Annotated in this window: 19 protein-coding genes, 2 tRNA genes and 3 rRNA genes; 18 read left to right on the forward strand and 6 right to left on the reverse strand. The window is 42.7% G+C overall.

Translation table 11 applies throughout. The annotated features are described in order from the left end of the window. Positions 1–42 precede the first annotated feature (42 nt). The 3 genes from PS1M3_RS00085 to PS1M3_RS00095 all read left to right on the forward strand — a co-directional run bounded on the left by PS1M3_RS00085 (position 43) and on the right by PS1M3_RS00095 (position 908). Positions 43–255, forward strand: a complete 213-nt coding sequence (locus tag PS1M3_RS00085) for an EF-hand domain-containing protein (RefSeq protein WP_006793996.1) — start codon at positions 43–45, stop codon at positions 253–255. 144 nt (positions 256–399) lie between these two features. Further along, complete coding sequence (locus PS1M3_RS00090) at positions 400–612, forward strand: calmodulin (RefSeq protein ID WP_006793997.1); 213 nt, start codon at positions 400–402, stop codon at positions 610–612. Between the two features lie 80 nt (positions 613–692). Then, the gene (locus PS1M3_RS00095) at positions 693–908 is read left to right on the forward strand and encodes a calmodulin (protein ID WP_006793998.1); all 216 of its coding nucleotides are present in this window, start codon (positions 693–695) and stop codon (positions 906–908) included. Positions 909–973: 65 nt separating this feature from the next. On the opposite strand, the gene trkA is transcribed toward PS1M3_RS00095, so the two are convergent. The 4 genes from trkA to def form a co-directional block, all read right to left on the reverse strand. Further along, positions 974–2,350 (reverse strand): Trk system potassium transporter TrkA, encoded by a 1,377-nt coding sequence (gene trkA / locus PS1M3_RS00100; protein ID WP_006793999.1) that lies wholly within the window; start codon positions 2,348–2,350, stop codon positions 974–976. 85 nt (positions 2,351–2,435) lie between these two features. Continuing rightward, positions 2,436–3,731: a 16S rRNA (cytosine(967)-C(5))-methyltransferase RsmB gene (rsmB, locus tag PS1M3_RS00105; protein ID WP_203985637.1), complete on the reverse strand. Its 1,296-nt coding sequence runs from the start codon at positions 3,729–3,731 to the stop codon at positions 2,436–2,438. Continuing rightward, on the reverse strand, positions 3,724–4,677 hold the full coding sequence (gene fmt / locus PS1M3_RS00110; RefSeq protein WP_138741228.1) for a methionyl-tRNA formyltransferase: 954 nt from the start codon (positions 4,675–4,677) through the stop codon (positions 3,724–3,726). The genes rsmB and fmt overlap by 8 nt, the downstream gene beginning before the upstream one ends. A gap of 21 nt (positions 4,678–4,698) precedes the next feature. Beyond that, entirely contained in the window at positions 4,699–5,205 is a 507-nt protein-coding gene (def, locus tag PS1M3_RS00115) for a peptide deformylase (RefSeq protein ID WP_006794002.1), read from the reverse strand. Between the two features lie 119 nt (positions 5,206–5,324). Here def and PS1M3_RS00120 point away from each other — a divergent pair, with 119 nt between their 5' ends. The 6 genes from PS1M3_RS00120 to hemF all read left to right on the forward strand — a co-directional run bounded on the left by PS1M3_RS00120 (position 5,325) and on the right by hemF (position 10,272). After that, complete coding sequence (locus tag PS1M3_RS00120) at positions 5,325–6,446, forward strand: LysM peptidoglycan-binding domain-containing protein (RefSeq protein WP_006794003.1); 1,122 nt, start codon at positions 5,325–5,327, stop codon at positions 6,444–6,446. A 31-nt stretch (positions 6,447–6,477) separates the two neighbouring features. After that, a complete protein-coding gene (gene dprA / locus PS1M3_RS00125) occupies positions 6,478–7,569 on the forward strand; it encodes a DNA-processing protein DprA (protein ID WP_138741229.1) in 1,092 nt (363 codons plus the stop codon). Position 7,570: 1 nt separating this feature from the next. Further along, a complete protein-coding gene (locus PS1M3_RS00130) occupies positions 7,571–8,044 on the forward strand; it encodes a DUF494 family protein (RefSeq protein WP_006794005.1) in 474 nt (157 codons plus the stop codon). Between the two features lie 118 nt (positions 8,045–8,162). Further along, positions 8,163–8,732: a type I DNA topoisomerase gene (locus PS1M3_RS00135; protein ID WP_138741230.1), complete on the forward strand. Its 570-nt coding sequence runs from the start codon at positions 8,163–8,165 to the stop codon at positions 8,730–8,732. A 24-nt stretch (positions 8,733–8,756) separates the two neighbouring features. Continuing rightward, on the forward strand, positions 8,757–9,320 hold the full coding sequence (locus PS1M3_RS00140) for an L-threonylcarbamoyladenylate synthase (protein WP_006794007.1): 564 nt from the start codon (positions 8,757–8,759) through the stop codon (positions 9,318–9,320). Between the two features lies 1 nt (position 9,321). Then, the gene (gene hemF / locus PS1M3_RS00145; RefSeq protein ID WP_138741231.1) at positions 9,322–10,272 is read left to right on the forward strand and encodes an oxygen-dependent coproporphyrinogen oxidase; all 951 of its coding nucleotides are present in this window, start codon (positions 9,322–9,324) and stop codon (positions 10,270–10,272) included. A 42-nt stretch (positions 10,273–10,314) separates the two neighbouring features. On the opposite strand, the gene PS1M3_RS00150 is transcribed toward hemF, so the two are convergent. Then, positions 10,315–10,752: a group II truncated hemoglobin gene (locus PS1M3_RS00150; RefSeq protein WP_138741232.1), complete on the reverse strand. Its 438-nt coding sequence runs from the start codon at positions 10,750–10,752 to the stop codon at positions 10,315–10,317. A gap of 53 nt (positions 10,753–10,805) precedes the next feature. Between PS1M3_RS00150 and aroE the strand changes: the two genes are divergently transcribed. Both aroE and PS1M3_RS00160 read left to right on the forward strand, forming a co-directional pair. Further along, the gene (aroE, locus tag PS1M3_RS00155) at positions 10,806–11,630 is read left to right on the forward strand and encodes a shikimate dehydrogenase (RefSeq protein ID WP_203985640.1); all 825 of its coding nucleotides are present in this window, start codon (positions 10,806–10,808) and stop codon (positions 11,628–11,630) included. Continuing rightward, positions 11,627–11,887 (forward strand): DUF1488 domain-containing protein, encoded by a 261-nt coding sequence (locus PS1M3_RS00160; RefSeq protein WP_006794011.1) that lies wholly within the window; start codon positions 11,627–11,629, stop codon positions 11,885–11,887. Before aroE ends, PS1M3_RS00160 begins: the two co-directional genes overlap by 4 nt. Here PS1M3_RS00160 and PS1M3_RS00165 read toward each other — a convergent pair. Continuing rightward, on the reverse strand, positions 11,870–12,406 hold the full coding sequence (locus PS1M3_RS00165) for a gamma carbonic anhydrase family protein (RefSeq protein ID WP_006794012.1): 537 nt from the start codon (positions 12,404–12,406) through the stop codon (positions 11,870–11,872). The two genes, PS1M3_RS00160 and PS1M3_RS00165, sit on opposite strands and share 18 nt — an antisense overlap. 579 nt (positions 12,407–12,985) lie before the next feature. On the opposite strand from PS1M3_RS00165, the gene PS1M3_RS00170 reads away from it, so the two are divergent. The 7 genes from PS1M3_RS00170 (at position 12,986) to PS1M3_RS00200 (ending at position 20,596) form a co-directional block, all read left to right on the forward strand. Then, positions 12,986–14,521 (forward strand): 16S ribosomal RNA (locus PS1M3_RS00170). Between the two features lie 75 nt (positions 14,522–14,596). Further along, positions 14,597–14,673 (forward strand) — tRNA-Ile (locus PS1M3_RS00175). 44 nt (positions 14,674–14,717) lie between these two features. Further along, a tRNA-Ala gene (locus PS1M3_RS00180) sits at positions 14,718–14,793 on the forward strand. 307 nt (positions 14,794–15,100) lie between these two features. Next, positions 15,101–17,987, forward strand: a 23S ribosomal RNA gene (locus tag PS1M3_RS00185). A 145-nt stretch (positions 17,988–18,132) separates the two neighbouring features. Further along, positions 18,133–18,247 (forward strand): 5S ribosomal RNA (gene rrf, locus PS1M3_RS00190). The 16S, 23S and 5S rRNA genes sit together here with 2 tRNA genes alongside, the layout of an rRNA operon. A gap of 491 nt (positions 18,248–18,738) precedes the next feature. Continuing rightward, positions 18,739–19,671: a CHAD domain-containing protein gene (locus tag PS1M3_RS00195; protein ID WP_006793815.1), complete on the forward strand. Its 933-nt coding sequence runs from the start codon at positions 18,739–18,741 to the stop codon at positions 19,669–19,671. A gap of 25 nt (positions 19,672–19,696) precedes the next feature. Then, positions 19,697–20,596 (forward strand): DUF350 domain-containing protein, encoded by a 900-nt coding sequence (locus PS1M3_RS00200; RefSeq protein WP_008128289.1) that lies wholly within the window; start codon positions 19,697–19,699, stop codon positions 20,594–20,596. Position 20,597: the final 1 nt, after the last annotated feature.

A 20,597-nucleotide genomic window follows, 5' to 3' on the forward strand; every position in this document is an offset into this window, starting at 1 on the left:
GTAAGTACCAATCACTCACATACAACTTGAAGGATACATACTATGAAACGCATTAATAAAACATTAGCACTTATCGCACTCGCTTCTTCGTCAGCCGCTTTTGCAGGCTCTGACTTTAATACACTCGATGTAGACGGTAATGGTGCAATTAGCCAAGCCGAAGCATCAGTTGATGCAAAATTAATGAGCATGTTCTCAGAGCTCGATACAGACCAAAATGGTGAGTTATCAAAAGAAGAGTTTTCAAAAGCCTAAATTCAGTAAATGGAATCCTGAGTTGCCAAAGACAACCTAAGTAGGCAAGGGAGCTTACGAAAAAGGATAACAAGGAAGTGAAACCATTTTAAAAGGCAATAAGCCCATTTTTTTGATAGAACATTAAGTATGAAGGATTAAGTTATGAAACATTTAAATAAAGCATTAGCACTTATTGCATTAGCGTCTTCTTCAGCTGCGTTTGCAGCATCAGATTTTGACAGTTTAGATACCGACAGCAGTGGAGCAATTAGCCCAAGTGAAGCGGCAATAGACACCGATTTAATGGCTGAGTTTACAGAGCTAGATACAGATGGTAACGGTGAGCTGTCTAAAGACGAGTTTGCAAAATTTTAAAGTTAACCGGTATTGGTTTAGCTATTTTTCACAGACAGGGATCTTAGAAAAGGATTTCTCATTTTACTAGGAACATCACTATGAAAACATTAAATACGACACTTGCGGTTTTAGTTTTAGCGTCTTCTTCAGCAGCTTATGCAGCGGTAGACTTTGCATCGTTTGATAGCAACAGTGACGGTGTTATCAGCATGGAAGAAGCTCAAGTAAACTCACAACTAGTGAAAATTTTTAAAGATTTAGACACAGATGGAAATGGTGAGCTTTCTAAAGAAGAATTTGCCAAAGTACAGTAGCATTGATAAGCCCCAATCATACTCCACTAAAGCCGCCATGTTCAGCGGCTTTTTTGTTTGATGCGTTATAAAAATATAGCACTTACTTGGAAGAGCTTTTCTACTACGTTGATATGTTTTTTATCAATTAAAAACATAATCACGTGATCGCCCGACATAATAATGGTGTCGTCGTGGGCAATGAGTACATCGTCGTTACGCACAATGGCCCCAATAGTTGTTCCGGCTGGTAGTTTTATATCGGCAATTGCACGGCCAACTACTTTGGAGGTATTTTCATCGCCATGAGCAACTGCCTCAATAGCCTCTGCAGCCCCTTTACGCAATGAATACACGTTAACAATATCACCTCGACGTACATGGGTTAACAATGCAGAAATTGTTGCCTGTTGCGGCGATATGGCAATGTCTATTTCGCCACCTTGTACTAGGTCTACATACGCACCACGTTGAATAAGCACCATGGTTTTTTGCGCGCCCATGCGTTTGGCAAGCATGGCCGACATAATATTGGCTTCATCGTCGTTGGTAACGGCAATAAACACATCCACTTGTTCGATATGTTCTTCAGAAAGAAGTTCTTGATCGGAGGCGTCGCCACAAAATACTACCGTGTTGTCGAGCATTTCTGAAAGCTGTTCAGCACGTTCTTTACTGCGTTCTATTAACTTAACGGTGTGATTTTTTTCAAGAGAGCGAGCAAGGCCTGCACCAATGTTACCGCCACCGGCAATCATTATTTTTTTATATGAACGCTCAAGCTTCTGCAGTTCGTTCATTACGGCGCGTATATGTTTGGTTGCCGCAATGAAGAATACTTCATCGTCGGCTTCAATAACGGTTGTACCGAGCGGTTTAATTGCTTTGCCTTGACGGTAAATAGCTGCAACGCGAGTTTCTACATTGGGTATATGCTCTTTTAATGCAGATAAGGCATAGCCCACTAATAAACCACCGTAATAGGCTTTTACTGCAACTAGCGAGAGCATACCATCGGCAAACTGCAATACTTGCAATGCGCCAGGGTAGTCAATTAAGCGGCGTATATACTTAGTAACTAACGCTTCTGGGGCAATGTAATGGTCGATTGGTAAATCATCGTTTTGGAAAAGTTTTTCACGGTATTTTAAATACTGCTCAGAGCGAATTCGGGCAATTTTAGTGGGTGTATTAAAAATACTATACGCCACTTGGCACGCCACCATGTTTACTTCATCTGAGCTGGTTACCGCAATAATCATATCGGCATCGTCTGCGCCGGCGCGGCGCAAAACATCAGGGTGAGCACTGTGGCCCATTACACCTTGAAGGTCGTATTTATCTTGCAGTTCGCGTATACGATTACCGTCAATGTCTACTACGGTAATTTCGTTTTGTTCGCCTACTAAGTTTTCAGCTAGCGTGGCGCCAACCTGTCCAGCACCGAGTATGATTATTTTCATTATTTACCAGTGTATTAAGTAGTAATAAAAAGCCATTTTTAAATTTAAAAATGGCTTGTTGTACGCGTTATTAAGCCCTGTTTAACTAGGCTTTTTTAACCATTTTAGCGTAATAAAAACCATCACTTTCACCCGGAAGTAGCTGTAAACCCGGTATGGTGAGGGTGTCTTTATCATGAAGAGGAATATGCTTTACGTCATCGTTATTAGCTAAAAATTTAGCAACTTGTTGTTGGTTTTCTTTTGGAAGAACCGAACATGTTGCATATACCAATGTACCACCAGGCTTGAGTAGAGGCCAAATGCTATTGAGTATATCGCCTTGTAGTGCAGCTAAGTCTTCAATGTCGGATGCACGGCGTAGCCATTTTATATCAGGGTGGCGACGAATAACGCCGGTTGCTGAACAAGGCACGTCTAATAAAATACGATCGAACTGTTCATCGTCCCACCATGTGTGCGGTTGCGATGCATCACCACATTGTAGGTCGGCACCTAAACCTATACGGGTTAAGTTTTGCTTTACGCGTTCAAGGCGAGTGGCATCGCTATCAAGTGCAAGTACGTCGGCGTCGGCAAGCTCTAATATATGGCATGTTTTACCGCCAGGTGCTGCACAGGCATCTAAAATAACGTCATCATCTTTTGGCTCTAAAAAGCGAGCAGCTAATTGCGCTGCTGCATCTTGCACTGAACAAGCACCCGTATCAAACTCAGGAAGTGAAAAAACATCACGCGGCTTGGCTAGTTTAATCCCGTCTATAAAGTTTGGGTTTAATGTATGTTCTATATCGTTAGCCGTTAGCATATCGCTGTATTCTTGCGTGCTAAATTGTGATTGATTTACACGTAACCACATTGGCGCTTGTTGCTGGTTTTCTTCAAGTATGGCTTCCCAGTTTTCTGGGTAGGCTTCTTTTACCTGTTTAATAAACCAATTGGGGTGGTTGTATAAACACACTGGAATAAGCTTTGCTTTTTCTTCAAGCTCTGCTTGCTGGCGTTGAAAGCTACGTAAAATAGCATTTATTAACCCTTTTAACCCTAGTGCACGCATTTGACCCAGTGCATTTACGGTCTCGCTAATTGCTGCATGCGGTGGAACGCGCATGTGCTGCAATTGATAAATACCTACGTAGAGTAAAAACTGAAAAATTCTGCGTTTACCTTTTAGTGGGCTTTCTACTAAATGTTGGCAGTAGTTTTCAAGGCTAGGTAAGTAGCGTAATACGCCATAACAAATTTGCTGTAACAGTGCTTTGTCTTTTGGTGGTAAACCTTGGCTTGCAAATGGTAGTTCTTGATTAAGCGAAGCGCCTTTATCAACCACGTTATATAAAGTCTCAGCGGCTAGCGCTCGTACGTTTTGTACTTTATTCATTATTTTCGCCTAATAGTGTGCCAGGGCTAACCCAGTCACTGCGACCATTTAAAAAGTCGCTAATTGCCATTGGTTTTTTACCTTGCGGTTGTAACTGAGTAATACTTAAAGCGTGTTCACCACAGGCAACCACAACACCGTTTTTATCACTTGTTAATATTTCGCCTGGCTTACCTGATTGATCAACTACTTTCGCTTGGTATATTTTTACGGTTTGTTCGCCCATTTGGGTAAAACACACTGGCCAAGGATTAAAAGAGCGAATATTACGTTCTATTTGCACGGCGCTCATAGACCAATCTATATTTGCTTCTTCTTTAGAGAGTTTTTTAGCGTAGTTAGCTAGCGCATCATTTTGAGGCTCAGGGGTAATGTCGTCATTAGCTAGCTTATTAACGGTGTCGATTAATGCACTAGGACCTAACTCTGCTAGTTTGTTATATAAACTGGCACTGGTTTCTGTGTCACTAATAGAGCAGCGGCTAATATGCAGCATGTCGCCGGTATCTAAGCCCTCATCCATTTGCATTATGGTTACGCCCGTTTCCTCGTCACCCGCCCAAATTGCACGTTGAATAGGCGCAGCACCACGCCAGCGAGGTAGTATAGAACCATGCACGTTTAAGCAGCCTAAGCGTGGCGCATTTAAAATAGCTTTGGGTAAAATTAAGCCATAGGCCACCACAATCATTATGTCGGCGTTTAAAGCGGTGAGCTCTGCAAGTGCCTCATCATTTTTTAATGACTGAGGCTGAAAAACAGGCAAGTCATTTTCAAGTGCTAGCGCTTTAACTTCGCTCGCTTTTAATTTTTTACCACGACCTGCTGGGCGATCTGGTTGACTATATACGCCCACAATTTCATGTTCGCTATTTATTAGCGCTTGTAAATGGCGTGCGGCAAAATCCGGCGTACCGGCAAATATTATGCGTAATGGTTGGATCACTGAGTTTTCCTAAGGTACTGATTACTGTGCTGCAAACTTAGCTTCTTTTTCAAGCTTTTTACGAATACGTTGGCGCTTTAATGGAGATAAGTAATCAATAAATAGCTTGCCTTGAAGGTGGTCTAGTTCGTGTTGAATACAAATAGCTAATAGCTCATCTGCGTCTAACACAAATTCTTCACCGTTTTCGTTTAGTGCAGCCACAGTCACTGTTTCTGCTCGGTCTACTTTTGCGTAAGAGTTAGGCACTGACAAACAGCCTTCTTCGCTAATCGTTGACCCATCTTTTTTAATGATTTGCGGGTTAATTAATACCAGTGGTTCGTCACGCTCTTCAGAGACATCAATAACCACAATACGCTGGTGGATATTTACTTGTGTTGCTGCTAGACCAATGCCATTTTCGTCGTACATGGTTTCGAGCATGTCTTTTACAATTTGGCGAACTTGGTCGTCAACGTCTGCAACATCTTTTGCTATTGTACGTAAACGCTCATCTGGAAATCTTAAAACTTCTAACCTAGCCATTAGTTACCTTTTTCACTTGTGCTTAATTTAGGGTATTGTATGCTCTTATTTTAGCCATTCACGTTCACCTTTAACAGGTTTTGAGCAATAATAATGAAAAAACAATACAAGGAAGCTCAATGAAATTTCCGTTAGTTGCAATCATACTGGCACTAAGCACCTCTTTTGGGGCGATTGCTGATGTGCTAAAAATAAAAAAAGATGCACCAAAACAGTATGTTGTAAAAAAAGGTGATACGTTGTGGGATATATCTGGCATTTATTTAGACGAGCCATGGTTGTGGCCAGAACTATGGCAAATGAACCCGCAAATCGATAACCCTCACCTAATTTATCCGGGTGATGCGTTGGCACTTATATACGATGCTGACGGAAATCCACGTTTAGTTATTAATAAAGCGTACCGAAAGCTGTCACCTCAAGGACGTATTACCCCAAAAGGGTTGAATGCAATTACCACTTTACCTTTGCAAATGATTAAACCTTATTTAAGTTACGAGCAAGCGATTAACAGCGACGATATAAAAAATATGCCGTATGTGTTAGGTGCTAACGAAAACACAAAAACACAAACGTTAGGCCATATTTTATACGTTAAAGGTGACTTAAAAGTACATGGTGCTTATGCGATTTACAACGAGGGTGAACCCTACAGAGATTTAAACACAGGCGAAGTATTAGCAACGCGTGCATCGTACGTTGGCATGGCGCGAGCGTTTAGAAGTGGCGATGAAAGTAATGGTGTGCCGTCGTCATTACGTGTTGAGTCAGTAAAACGAGAAATTAAACAAGGTGATTTTTTAATGCCAGCAATGGAGGGGCAGTTGCTGCCAGCCTATTTCGATATTCACCGCCCACTAGAGCCAGTAGAAGGGCAAGTTATAGCGTCTCCTCGCCAAGTAAGAGAATTCAGCACAATGGATGTTGTAGTGCTAAACTTAGGCAGCGAGCAAAATATTGAACCAGGTCATGTTTTAGATTTAGAGCGTGAATCACCTACGGTTATTGATGGCCCTCGTGGTCCTCGCTACCCAGAAGATTCAAGTAAATTTGAAAAGCTGTTATCTGATGCAAGTCAGTTGTTTAGTAATAAAGCTGACGAAGATAATACAACATGGAAAATGCCTAAAGAAAAAGTAGGCGAGTTAATTGTATTCAAAGTGTATGACAAAGTAAGTTATGCATTAATAACAAAAAACCAGCACCCAATTCGCGTTGGAGATATTGCAGTTATTCATTAAGAAGTAGCGAGTCGGTGCTCTAGGAGAGAGCATGGATCAGTCATCAGGCAAGTTAGCTCACTGGCTTGCCTTTTATATGTGTAAGGGATTAGGCACAAAAACCTTATTAGCCCTATCTAAACACCACCCACTTGAGTCATTGTTTGACTTACCCAACACTAAATTACATGAGTTAGGGTTAACTGCTAATCAGGCCAGTAATTTACTCAATACAGATTGGCAAAAAGTACAGCATTATGAGCGGCGTGTTGCAGAGCATAATATTGAAGTTATTTGTTTTTTTGATACATGTTACCCAGATTCATTAAAACACATAGCTAGCGCACCTTTATTATTATTTTGTAAGGGCGATGTGTCTTTACTTTCTAGCTCGCAAATAGCCATTGTTGGTAGCCGTAACGCCACCCCAACAGGGCTTGAAATAGCCTCCGAGTTTGCCTACGAATTAACAAAGGCTGGTATTACTGTGACATCGGGCATGGCCAGAGGAATAGATGGCGCAGCACATAAAGGTGCTTTAGCAGGGAGTGGTAAAACTATCGCGGTATTAGGCACGGGTGTTGATATTTACTACCCTAAACGCCATAAACTATTAACAGAACAAGTACTCAATAGTGGTTTATTAATTAGTGAGTTTTTACCCGGAACCGCCGCTAACGCACATAATTTCCCTCGTCGAAATAGGATTATTTCGGGCTTATCTTTAGGTGTATTAATTGTTGAAGCTGAAATTAAAAGCGGCTCATTAATTACTGTGCGTTATGCGCTTGAACAAAATAAAGAGGTGTTTGCAGTACCAGGCTCTATTAAAAACCCGCTTGCACAAGCCAGCCACTTTTTAATTAAGCAGGGTGCTAAACTTGTTGAAAATGTGACAGATATTTTAGATGAAGTGAGCTTTTCTTATCAAAGCGGTCTATATAGTAAAGAAGAGACGCTTCAGCAAAGTAGTGATTGTGAAGTTTTAAACAGTATTGGGTTTGAGGTAACAACTGTTGACGATATTGTACGCCGTGTTCAATGGCCAATAGATAAAGTACTGGCAAGGTTGCTTGATTTAGAGTTAGACGATCAAATTGAACGCATTTTAGATGGTTATATTAGGCTTAGCGTAGGAAGGTAGCATGTTCGATATTCTTATGTATCTATTTGAAAATTACATTCATAGCGAAGCTGACATTTTTGCTGAGCAAAATGAATTAACCGACGAGTTAGTTCGTGCAGGCTTTAATAAACCAGAAATATTTAAAGCCTTAAATTGGCTAGAACAGTTAGCCGATTTACAACACAGCGATGAATCTCCTTATTTAATCGCTAACCCAGGGCGCGCTATTCGTATATTTACAGAAAGCGAATGCAATATGTTAAACGTTGAGTGTCGTGGCTTTTTAATGTTTGTTGAGCAAATTGGGGTTATTAACAGTATTACCCGTGAAATGGTTATGGATAAGCTTGCAGCACTTGATAAGCCAGCGATTAGCTTAGATGATTTAAAGTGGATAGTGCTTATGGTGTTATTTAATGTCCCCGGCTCTGAAGAAGCATACGAGCAAATGGAAGACTTAATTTTTGATGAGCCCACCGAGTTATTGCATTAATAACTTATGAATTTATTTATATAACCCAAATTACTAGAGATGAAGCGCATAGCATAGCTTGTATCTTTAAGTGGTTTGGGTATATTAGGCGAAAATTCACTTATCTCTTAGGAACACCATGAGTAAAATCGACCATTCGCTTTTCTCGGCGAATAAGCACGCCTTAGAAAAAGAATACGAAGTATGCCCACAGTGTGGTTCAGAGTTAGTGATCCGCAACAGTAAGTCAGGCCCTTTTTTGGGGTGTGCAAGTTACCCTCAATGTGACTTTATTAGGCCATTAGTACAACACGAAAGTAACGAAATAAAAGTACTTGAAGATTCCTCTTGCCCTCAATGCAGCAAACCGCTGGTGGTTAAAAATGGCCGTTACGGTATGTTTATTGGTTGTACGGGATACCCTGATTGCCATTATATTGCAAACGACAACGAGCAAAAGGAACAAGAGGCTACGTTACCCGCATGCCCAAAATGCAAAAAAGGCCACTTAGTTGCTCGCAGTAATAAGTTTGGGAAAGTATTTTACTCATGCGACAGCTACCCAAGCTGTATATACACGCTTAATAATAAACCTGTAGAGCAGCCATGCCCAAAATGTGATTGGCCCATCGTCATAGAAAGACACATGGCAAATGGTACACTACTGCAATGCCCGCAAAAAAGTTGCATGCATAAGCTTACTCAATAACGTTTAACATTTTTGGAGACCACCTTGTCAGAACTTTCAAATACGCCTTCAGCACTTACATGTTTAAATGAAGGCGAAGTTATTGTTTATCCAACAGAGGCTGTGTTCGGTTTAGGATGTGACCCCGATAATCAGCATGCCGTTGAAAAATTATTGGCAATTAAGCAGCGACCAGTTGAAAAGGGCCTTATTTTAATTGCTGATAATTATGGGCAATTATTAAAGTATGTTGATGATGCTAAAGTACCTATGGACAAACGTGCAGACATATTTTCTAGTTGGCCTGCTGCTATTACGTGGGTTATGCCAGCGGCAAAAAGCACACCAAAATGGTTAACAGGGCAGTTTGATACTATTGCGGTTAGGGTAACAAATCACCCAACAGTTAAGCGCTTATGCCAAGAGTTTGGAAAGCCACTGGTATCAACCAGTGCAAATTTAACAGGCCAAGAAACAGTAATAAGCATTGAGCAAGCAAAGGAGCAATTTGCTGATCAAGTTGGCTTTTATGTTGATGAGCCGTTAGGTGGAAACACACAACCCAGCACAATAAAAGATGCCATGACCGGTAAAGTATTTAGAGGGTAATATGCAAAGCGAATTATTAGAACAAGTAAAAGCCTACTTTATGGCTTTGCAAGATACTATTTGCCAAGGGCTAGAAGCTGCAGATGGCAGTGCTAAATTTGTCGAAGATAGCTGGCAAAGAGCTGAAGGCGGTGGTGGCCGTACTCGAGTAACTACTGATGGTAACGTAATTGAGCAGGGGGGCGTAAATTACTCTCATGTATTTGGCGCATCCATGCCAGGTTCTGCAACCGCCCATAGGCCAGAGCTTGCAGGGCGTAGTTTTCATGCTTGTGGGGTTTCACTTGTTATTCATCCCAAAAACCCGCACGTACCAACAAGTCATGCCAACGTACGCTTTTTTATAGCCGAAAAAGAGGGCGAAGAGCCAATATGGTGGTTTGGTGGAGGTTTTGATTTAACCCCTTTTTACCCGGTATTTGAAGACGTACAGCATTGGCATCAAGTTGCACACGATATATGTGTGCCGTTTGGTAGTGATGTTTATTCAAAATACAAAACATGGTGCGATGAGTACTTTTACCTTAAACATCGTGATGAAACACGTGGGGTGGGTGGTTTATTTTTCGATGATTTAAATGAACTAGGCTTTGAGCAAAGCTTTGCATTTATGCAGTCAGTCGGCAATGGCTTTTTAGATGCCTATATTCCGATTATTGAACGTCGCAAAAACGATGAGTACACTGAACAGCAACGTGACTTTCAGCTCTACCGCCGTGGTCGTTACGTTGAGTTTAACCTAGTGTGGGATAGAGGCACATTATTTGGATTGCAAAGTGGCGGCCGAACAGAGTCTATTTTAATGTCGATGCCACCACTGGCTCGCTGGGAGTATAACTTTACACCAGCTGAAAACAGCCTTGAGGCAAACTTATATCAGTATTACTTGCGACCACAAGCTTGGCTTTCAAGTAAACTAGAAGAGCTAATAGCTCGAGAGTGGCAAATATAAACAATAAAAAAGACGCTTTCGCGTCTTTTTTATTGTTTATGATTAATGTTGGTTAATCATGTGGCTTGCTAGCTGAGCAAATGAATTTTTAAGCCCTTCTCGAAGTAGTGGGTTGTCAATTTCAATATCAAGAGTTTTGTTCATACAATACATCCATTGATCCCTTAATTCCTGGTCAATTAAAAATGGCATATGGCGTTTACGTAACATGGGCTGCCCGTGCTTTTGCTCAAATAGTGAAGGCCCACCTAACCAACCAGATAAAAACTCGAAAAAGACTTGGCGAATTCTATCTAATGGTTGAGGATGCATATCATATAACGGTTTAGCGTATTCATCTGAGGCCATAATGTCGTAGAATCGTTCGGAAATAGCGCGTGCACCTTTCTCTCCGCCAATGATTTCGTAAGGCGTTTTTTCAGGTGTAGGTGTTTGATCTACTTTCTTAGGGTTAGATTTAGAAAAAAGTCGTTTAATCATATTATTTATCATCGATTATAAGCAGCACTTAGCTGCAAAGAGGTTGTTTTAAAATGGACAAATATGCGGTTTTTGGAAATCCAATTAAACATTCAAAATCCCCCGCGATACATAAACAATTTGCTATCTCGCTAGGTGAGCAAATCGACTATCGCGCAATATTAGCACCTATCGACAGCTTTGAAAAAACAGTATCGACATTTTTTGAGCAAGGTGGAAAAGGTGCGAACGTTACCATGCCATTTAAAGAACAGGCGTTTGCAATGGCTGATGAACTTACACCGCTTGCTAAAATAGTCGGTGCAGTTAATACACTTAAAAAAAGAAACGATGGAACATTATTAGGAGATAACACCGACGGTGTTGGTTTTGTAAATGACCTCCTTGCTAACAAAGTTGTGATTACAAATAAGCGTATTTTAATAATTGGTGCTGGTGGTGCTGCAAGGGGGGTAATATTACCATTGCTTGAACAAAAACCCGCAGAAATTATTATTGTTAATCGTACCGCTCAAAAAGCAAAAGACTTAGCTCAGCTATTTGCTGAATACGGAAAAGTTTCAGGCTATGGGTTCGATGATTTACCAGTAAGCGATTACTCACTAATTGTAAACTCAACGTCTAGTAGCATGAATAACGAATTACCAGCCTTAGCTAAAAAGCACTTAACATGCTGTGATGTTGCATACGATATGTTTTATTCACTGACAAACACTATTTTTATGAACTGGGTTGCAGAGCATAATAACAATACTAAGCTTTTAGATGGTAGTGGTATGTTGGTAGGGCAGGCAGCACAAGCTTATTATGTTTGGCATAACAAAATTCCAGAAGTTCTCCCCGTGGTTAAAGCACTTAAACAAGGCTCACTAAAATGAACCAAGCTGTACAATTTATAGATAGACTCGAGTTTAGAGAGCCTGATCACCAGTTAGTGTTTTTTGCTCAAGTGAGTGGCATGCTGGTGGAGTGTGTTATTGCGATAAGTACACTTAAACTCACGGATGAAAGTCACGCAACAGATTATTTTGAAAAATACCGTTTTGAATACGAAGAACGTGCCGAGCAACTAATAGAAGAAGAAAGTTATAACTCGGCAGGTCAAATTGAAGTGGAATTAGTTAGCTTCAGCTAGATATTCATCTTTTAATTGGACATAGTTATCTGCCGATATCTTTAAGAAAGCGAGCTCCTGCTCAGTCAATGGACGGGCTTGCTTTGCTGGACTTCCTACATACAAATAGCCTGATTCCAGTCGCTTATTTGGTGGTACCAACGAGCCCCCACCAATAATAACATCATCTTCTACAATTACATTATCCATGACAATCGCACCCATACCCACGAGTATACGGTTACCAAGTACGCACCCATGTAGCATCACTTTGTGACCAACCGTTACATCATCGCCTATTATAAGAGGGTAACCATCTGGATTGCTTTTAGTTGCACGCGATAAATGTAATACACTGCCATCTTGAATATTAGAGCGCTCACCAATACGAATATGATTAACATCGCCGCGAGCAGCAACTAAAGGCCATACACTGCTATCATCGCCTATAGTAATATCACCGACTAATACAGACGACTCGTCTATATAAACAGACTTATTAAACGCAGGGGTAATTCCTTTATAAGAACGTATTGCCATATATGCACCTTTAAATTAAACATATTAAGTGTATTAGTGTAGCAGTAGTGCTTATTTCAGTGCCAGTAAAGCCTATATTGTTTATAAAACTATCAGTTTTAAGGGCTTTCGCTCATATACTGACCGAACAGTGTTTTATTTTAGTTTTTCTTTGAAAAAGTACTTGCGTAAAAATCTGTTCTCCCTATAATGCGACCCCACTGAGACGGCAGGCGCCAACGCATAGCGAGGCAAGAGTTAATCAGAGAGTTAAATAAAACTTCGGTTTTAAATCATCGAAAGAAAGTTTAAAACAAAGTATTGACTCGAAAAATAAAGGATGTATTATACGCATCCCTAGCGACAACGTCGCAACGTTCTTTAACAATATAAAGCAATCATCTGTGTGGGCACTCGTACAGATTGAGTTCTAACAGCCAAGCTTAGTTCGCTAAGTGAGGCAAACAAATTAGAGTCTCAATTGAACTGAGTGACCAACAGAATAATTACTTAGGTAGTTATTCAGCACAGTCAATTCAATATCGAAAGATATTAAATAAATTCAGAATTCATTGAGCTGTCGAAAGACACAAAACTTTTTAATTGAAGAGTTTGATCATGGCTCAGATTGAACGCTGGCGGCAGGCCTAACACATGCAAGTCGAGCGGTAACAGAAAGTAGCTTGCTATTTTGCTGACGAGCGGCGGACGGGTGAGTAATGCTTGGGAACATACCTTGAGGTGGGGGACAACAGTTGGAAACGACTGCTAATACCGCATAATGTCTACGGACCAAAGGGGGCTTAGGCTCTCGCCTTTAGATTGGCCCAAGTGGGATTAGCTAGTTGGTGAGGTAATGGCTCACCAAGGCAACGATCCCTAGCTGGTTTGAGAGGATGATCAGCCACACTGGAACTGAGACACGGTCCAGACTCCTACGGGAGGCAGCAGTGGGGAATATTGCACAATGGGCGAAAGCCTGATGCAGCCATGCCGCGTGTGTGAAGAAGGCCTTCGGGTTGTAAAGCACTTTCAGTCAGGAGGAAAGGGTGTGAGTTAATACCTCACATCTGTGACGTTACTGACAGAAGAAGCACCGGCTAACTCCGTGCCAGCAGCCGCGGTAATACGGAGGGTGCGAGCGTTAATCGGAATTACTGGGCGTAAAGCGTACGCAGGCGGTTTGTTAAGCGAGATGTGAAAGCCCCGGGCTCAACCTGGGAACTGCATTTCGAACTGGCAAACTAGAGTGTGATAGAGGGTGGTAGAATTTCAGGTGTAGCGGTGAAATGCGTAGAGATCTGAAGGAATACCGATGGCGAAGGCAGCCACCTGGGTCAACACTGACGCTCATGTACGAAAGCGTGGGGAGCAAACGGGATTAGATACCCCGGTAGTCCACGCCGTAAACGATGTCTACTAGAAGCTCGGAACCTCGGTTCTGTTTTTCAAAGCTAACGCATTAAGTAGACCGCCTGGGGAGTACGGCCGCAAGGTTAAAACTCAAATGAATTGACGGGGGCCCGCACAAGCGGTGGAGCATGTGGTTTAATTCGATGCAACGCGAAGAACCTTACCTACACTTGACATACAGAGAACTTTCTAGAGATAGATTGGTGCCTTCGGGAACTCTGATACAGGTGCTGCATGGCTGTCGTCAGCTCGTGTTGTGAGATGTTGGGTTAAGTCCCGCAACGAGCGCAACCCCTATCCTTAGTTGCTAGCAGGTAATGCTGAGAACTCTAAGGAGACTGCCGGTGATAAACCGGAGGAAGGTGGGGACGACGTCAAGTCATCATGGCCCTTACGTGTAGGGCTACACACGTGCTACAATGGCGCATACAGAGTGCTGCGAACCTGCGAAGGTAAGCGAATCACTTAAAGTGCGTCGTAGTCCGGATTGGAGTCTGCAACTCGACTCCATGAAGTCGGAATCGCTAGTAATCGCGTATCAGAATGACGCGGTGAATACGTTCCCGGGCCTTGTACACACCGCCCGTCACACCATGGGAGTGGGTTGCTCCAGAAGTAGATAGTCTAACCCTCGGGAGGACGTTTACCACGGAGTGATTCATGACTGGGGTGAAGTCGTAACAAGGTAGCCCTAGGGGAACCTGGGGCTGGATCACCTCCTTATACGATTTAGAACTTATTTGTTCGTAGTGTCCACACAGATGATTGTTATTGTAAAGAGAACAACACTTATTGTTTGGGTCTGTAGCTCAGCTGGTTAGAGCGCACCCCTGATAAGGGTGAGGTCGGTAGTTCAAATCTACTCAGACCCACCACTTCTTCACGAAGTCGGTAACTAAACAATAAGACCAGCATATGTGGGGCTATAGCTCAGCTGGGAGAGCGCCTGCCTTGCACGCAGGAGGTCAGCAGTTCGATCCTGCTTAGCTCCACCACTTTTACTTCTTAAAAATAAATATTCTTTATCGGGCAGCTAAATCGCCTGAGAATAGAGTGTGTTTAATTTTGAGAGGTTTTTGTATCTCTTGCTCTTTAAAAATTTGGAAAAGCTGATAATAAAATTCGTATGAATAACATTGTTATTTGTACAGAGTTTTCAAAAGTAAAAAAGAATGATAGCAGTATCATTCAGTGCCATTTAATCACTCTTATGAGTCGATTGATTGGTATCTACTTTAGTATTCAATATTAACTTCTGGCGAAGTTAAACTGTCACAAAACAAAGACCCGTTTGGGTTGTATGGTTAAGTGACTAAGCGTACACGGTGGATGCCTTGGCAGTTGGAGGCGATGAAGGACGTATTAACTTGCGATAAGCCTAGTCAAGCTAGTAAAAAGCACTTGAGACTAGGATTTCCGAATGGGGAAACCCACCTGCTTGCAGGTATCGTTAACTGAATACATAGGTTAACGAGGCGAACGCGGAGAACTGAAACATCTAAGTACCCGTAGGAAAAGAAATCAACCGAGATTCCGAAAGTAGCGGCGAGCGAAATCGGAACAGCCCTTAAGCTTATTATGTGTTAATGGAAGGCTCTGGAAAGTGCCACGATACAGGGTGATAGTCCCGTACATGAAAAGACATTTTAAGTGAAATCGAGTAGGTCGGAGCACGTGAAACTTTGACTGAATATAGGTGGACCATCATCTAAGGCTAAATACTCCCAACTGACCGATAGTGAACCAGTACCGTGAGGGAAAGGCGAAAAGAACCCCTGTGAGGGGAGTGAAATAGAACCTGAAACCGTGTACGTACAAGCAGTAGGAGCAGACTTGTTCTGTGACTGCGTACCTTTTGTATAATGGGTCAGCGACTTATATTTTGTAGCGAGGTTAACCGATTAGGGTAGCCGTAGGGAAACCGAGTCTTAACTGGGCGAATAGTTGCAAGGTATAGACCCGAAACCCGGTGATCTAGCCATGGGCAGGTTGAAGGTTGAGTAACATCAACTGGAGGACCGAACCCACTAACGTTGAAAAGTTAGGGGATGACCTGTGGCTAGGAGTGAAAGGCTAATCAAACCGGGAGATAGCTGGTTCTCCCCGAAATCTATTTAGGTAGAGCCTCGGACGAATACTTACGGGGGTAGAGCACTGTTAAGGCTAGGGGGTCATCCCGACTTACCAACCCTTTGCAAACTCCGAATACCGTAAAGTAATATCCGGGAGACACACGGCGGGTGCTAACGTCCGTCGTGAAGAGGGAAACAACCCAGACCGCCAGCTAAGGTCCCAAAGTCATAGTTAAGTGGGAAACGATGTGGAAAGGCCCAGACAGCCAGGAGGTTGGCTTAGAAGCAGCCATCCTTTAAAGAAAGCGTAATAGCTCACTGGTCGAGTCGGTCTGCGCGGAAGATGTAACGGGGCTAAACTATGCACCGAAGCTGCGGATTCATACTTTGTATGAGTGGTAGGGGAGCGTTCTGTAAGCGGTTGAAGGTGTACCGGGAGGTATGCTGGACGTATCAGAAGTGCGAATGCTGACATGAGTAACGATAATGCGGGTGAAAAACCCGCACGCCGGAAGACCAAGGGTTCCTATCCCATGTTAATCAGGGTAGGGTAAGTCGACCCCTAAGGCGAGGCCGAAAGGCGTAGTCGATGGGAAACGGATTAATATTTCCGTACTTGGTATAATTGCGATGGGGGGACGGAGAAGGCTAAGCAAGCATGGCGATGGTTGTCCATGTGAAAGTGAGTAGGGCGTTTGTTTAGGTAAATCCGGACGAACATTAAACCTGAGACACGAGACGAGCTACTACGGTAGTGAAGTTGCTGATGCCATACTTCCAGGAAAAGCCTCTAAGCTTCAGATTATACCGAATCGTACCCCAAACCGACACAGGTGGTCAGGTAGAGAATACTAAGGCGCTTGAGAGAACTCGGGTGAAGGAACTAGGCAAAATCGTACCGTAACTTCGGGAGAAGGTACGCTCCTATCTGTGATGAGACTTGCTCTCTAAGCGGACGGGAGCCGCAGTGACCAGGTGGCTGGGACTGTTTATTAAAAACACAGCACTGTGCAAAATCGCAAGATGACGTATACGGTGTGACACCTGCCCGGTGCCGGAAGGTTAATTGATGGGGTTATCTTCGGAGAAGCTCTTGATCGAAGCCCCGGTAAACGGCGGCCGTAACTATAACGGTCCTAAGGTAGCGAAATTCCTTGTCGGGTAAGTTCCGACCTGCACGAATGGTGTAACCATGGCCACGCTGTCTCCACCCGAGACTCAGTGAAATTGAAATCGCAGTGAAGATGCTGTGTACCCGCGGCTAGACGGAAAGACCCCGTGAACCTTTACTACAGCTTGGCACTGAACATTGAACCTACATGTGTAGGATAGGTGGGAGACTTTGAAGATGAGACGCTAGTCTTGTTGGAGTCGTCCTTGAAATACCACCCTTGTAGTTTTGATGTTCTAACGTTGGCCCCTGAATCGGGGTTACGGACAGTGCCTGGTGGGTAGTTTGACTGGGGCGGTCTCCTCCCAAAGAGTAACGGAGGAGCACGAAGGTTGGCTAAGTACGGTCGGACATCGTACGGTTAGTGTAATGGTAGAAGCCAGCTTAACTGCGAGACAGACACGTCGAGCAGGTACGAAAGTAGGTCATAGTGATCCGGTGGTTCTGAATGGAAGGGCCATCGCTCAACGGATAAAAGGTACTCCGGGGATAACAGGCTGATACCGCCCAAGAGTTCATATCGACGGCGGTGTTTGGCACCTCGATGTCGGCTCATCACATCCTGGGGCTGAAGTCGGTCCCAAGGGTATGGCTGTTCGCCATTTAAAGTGGTACGCGAGCTGGGTTTAGAACGTCGTGAGACAGTTCGGTCCCTATCTGCCGTGGGCGTTTGAGAATTGAGAGGGGTTGCTCCTAGTACGAGAGGACCGGAGTGAACGAACCGCTGGTGTTCGGGTTGTCATGCCAATGGCATTGCCCGGTAGCTACGTTCGGAACTGATAAGCGCTGAAAGCATCTAAGCGCGAAGCAGGCCTCGAGATGAGTTCTCACTAGACTTTTAAAGTCTCTGAAGGGCCGTTGAAGACTACAACGTTGATAGGCAAGATGTGGAAGTGGTGTGAGCCATTAAGCTAACTTGTACTAATTACCCGTGAGGCTTAACCATACAACGCCAAACGCGTTTTATGTGACAGTTAAGACAGAAGTTAATGACTAAAGTAGATATTACTGACAGAAAGACTTAAAAAATATTATCAGATATTTTCCAAATTCAGTTAGTGCGTAGGAATACGGATTAACAACCAAATTTGCTTGGTGACAATAGCGTTTTGGACCCACCTGATCCCATGCCGAACTCAGTAGTGAAACGAAACAGCGCCGATGATAGTGTAGCATTTGTTATGTGAAAGTAGGACATTACCAGGCTTCAAATTGTAGAAAGCCGCTTTAGAAATGAAGCGGCTTTTTTACGTCTGCAGAAAAGTAATCTTCAGCATTCCCTTCTCTAAAGCGTCACGTCTCCTAAGCGAAGCGCCTCTTTGTGAACAGTGTTTTGGCTATTCAATACACTGGCCTATGGTAGGCAACATTTCACTGTGACTCTCTACCGCTGTGGGCACCATGACATTAACAGGCTCAAATAATAGAGACCTATTACAGCAGTGTGACGGTTTTTTACTTTCTTGGATAAAATAAAGAACCAAACTAATATCATCTCCATCAAAAATGCCAACCAACGTAAGGTTAAGTCAATTCTATCCCGTGTCTAGATCATAAACTTTTTACCTTTGACTACTGAGTTTTGTAATCTACTTTATTCTTTACATCTCTTCTCATTTTGTTGCAATTTCATTCTTGGCTTACTAAGTGACCTGTGTAAGACTAGCTGTGTTAATTTAGTAAATCAGGTGACATGAATGTCGAATAGTAAAGTTTGGAAACTTATAAGCCTGTTTTGTTTGTTTACGGTGCTTATGGGTTGTCAATCTAAAGAAGAGCAGCTACAACAAACAATTCAAGAGTCTATAAAAAAAGCGGATGCTGAGCTATCACAGCTAGGTAGTGCGCTAGATAATGGCAGTATACGCAATGCAGTGTTACTTAAAGAGTATGGTGCGCTTTTAAAAAAACAACAGCCAGAGCTTTCAAATGTTGTTGATGTAATTACTTTAGATGCTTCGCGCCAAGGTGCACTTTATAGTGGTTTATTACAGCGACTTAAAGAGACTAAAAGTACTTACTTAATCCCCCCTTACGAAGATACGTTGCACAGCATCGATCTTTTACGTGAAGCTGCAAAACCTTCACTGTTCTCTGACGCTTTAACTGATCCAATCAATATGCTTGCTGATATGTCAAAAGGATCGCTAGCTCGCGTTGGTGCTATTAGCCAACAAGCCGAGGGTGAAGGGGTAGGTAACCAGATGGTGGGTAACCCCAACTACGGTAACTGGCAAACAAATAGCAGTGGCATCAGCTTTTGGCAATGGTACGGCATGTACCGTATTTTAGGGGATGTATTTGACAGGGTTGAATACGGAAGCTGGAGTAAACGCCGTAAGTACAGCTATTACAACGATTATGGTCGTTATCGCTACTCAAGCCCTAAACAAATTAAAACACAAAGCGCGCTAGAGACACGTACACGTCAAACATATCAACGCCAAGGTAAGCAGTTCACAAGCCCGTATGCGAGTAAAAAGACTGGTGCATCAGGGTTAAGTCGAAGTAGCTATACACCGCCTAAGAGTCGCAGCAGTTACTCACGTTCAAGTAGCTATAGCAATAGCTCTGGTTCAGTTCGTGACAGTGGAAGCAGAACCTCTCGTGGCGTGAGCCGTGGTAAGTAAAGAATAAAGTTGGAGTTAGAATAATATGTATGAATTTAATGGAATAACTACGTGGTCGCTGCAAGCTTTAGCGATAGACTTTGCAATAATTGTGCTGCTATTTGTTAGCCTTAAATATATAAAAGGCTGGGTTTCAAATTTACATGCCAATGACGAAATAACAGAGCGTGATAATTTTGCCTTTGGTATTAGTTTTGCCGCTGGTTTGGTTGCGCTGGCTATCGTATTAACCGGTGTAAGCAGTGGTGCATTTGCTGCAACTCTTCAGCAAGAAGCACTGCAAATGCTTGGCTATGGTGCGCTTGCCATTGTGTTAATTAAGCTTGGTCACTTTTTTCAAGACAAAGTTGCACTGCGTAAAGTGAGCCTACATGATGAAATTGTTAAAGGTAATGTGACTGCTTCTATCATTGATTTTGGCCATGTAGTGAGTGTGGCAATTGTCATTCGTTCAGCACTGTTATGGGTAGCTACAGAGGGATGGCATGGTTTACCGATTGTCATTGCTGCCTTTGTTATTGGTAGCATCGTGCTGTTATTTGTGAGCCAGTACCGAGTTATGTTATTTAAACGCACAAATAAAAATGGTGACTGTCTTCAACAAGCTATTATTGATGATAACTTAGCTGTTGGTATTCGTTACGCTGGTTATTTAGTGGGTAGTGCATTAGCAATCACAGCGGCAACAGGTGTTGCACCGTATGCTGCAGATAATATTAATGCTAGCCTATTATATTGGGCTGTTAGTGCAGTAGTGAGCCTAGTTGCGTTTATTATTTTACACTTAGTGACCATTAAAATAATTTTATCGGGTTGTGATATTTCTGATGAAGTTAATCGTCAAAAAAATGTGGGTGTAGCAGCTATTTCTGCCGCTGTATCGTTTGCCGTAGGCATCACAATGGCAACCTTATTAGGCGCATAAT

It is taken from the genome of Pseudoalteromonas sp. PS1M3 (assembly GCF_016865405.1).
GTDB lineage: Bacteria > Pseudomonadota > Gammaproteobacteria > Enterobacterales > Alteromonadaceae > Pseudoalteromonas > Pseudoalteromonas marina.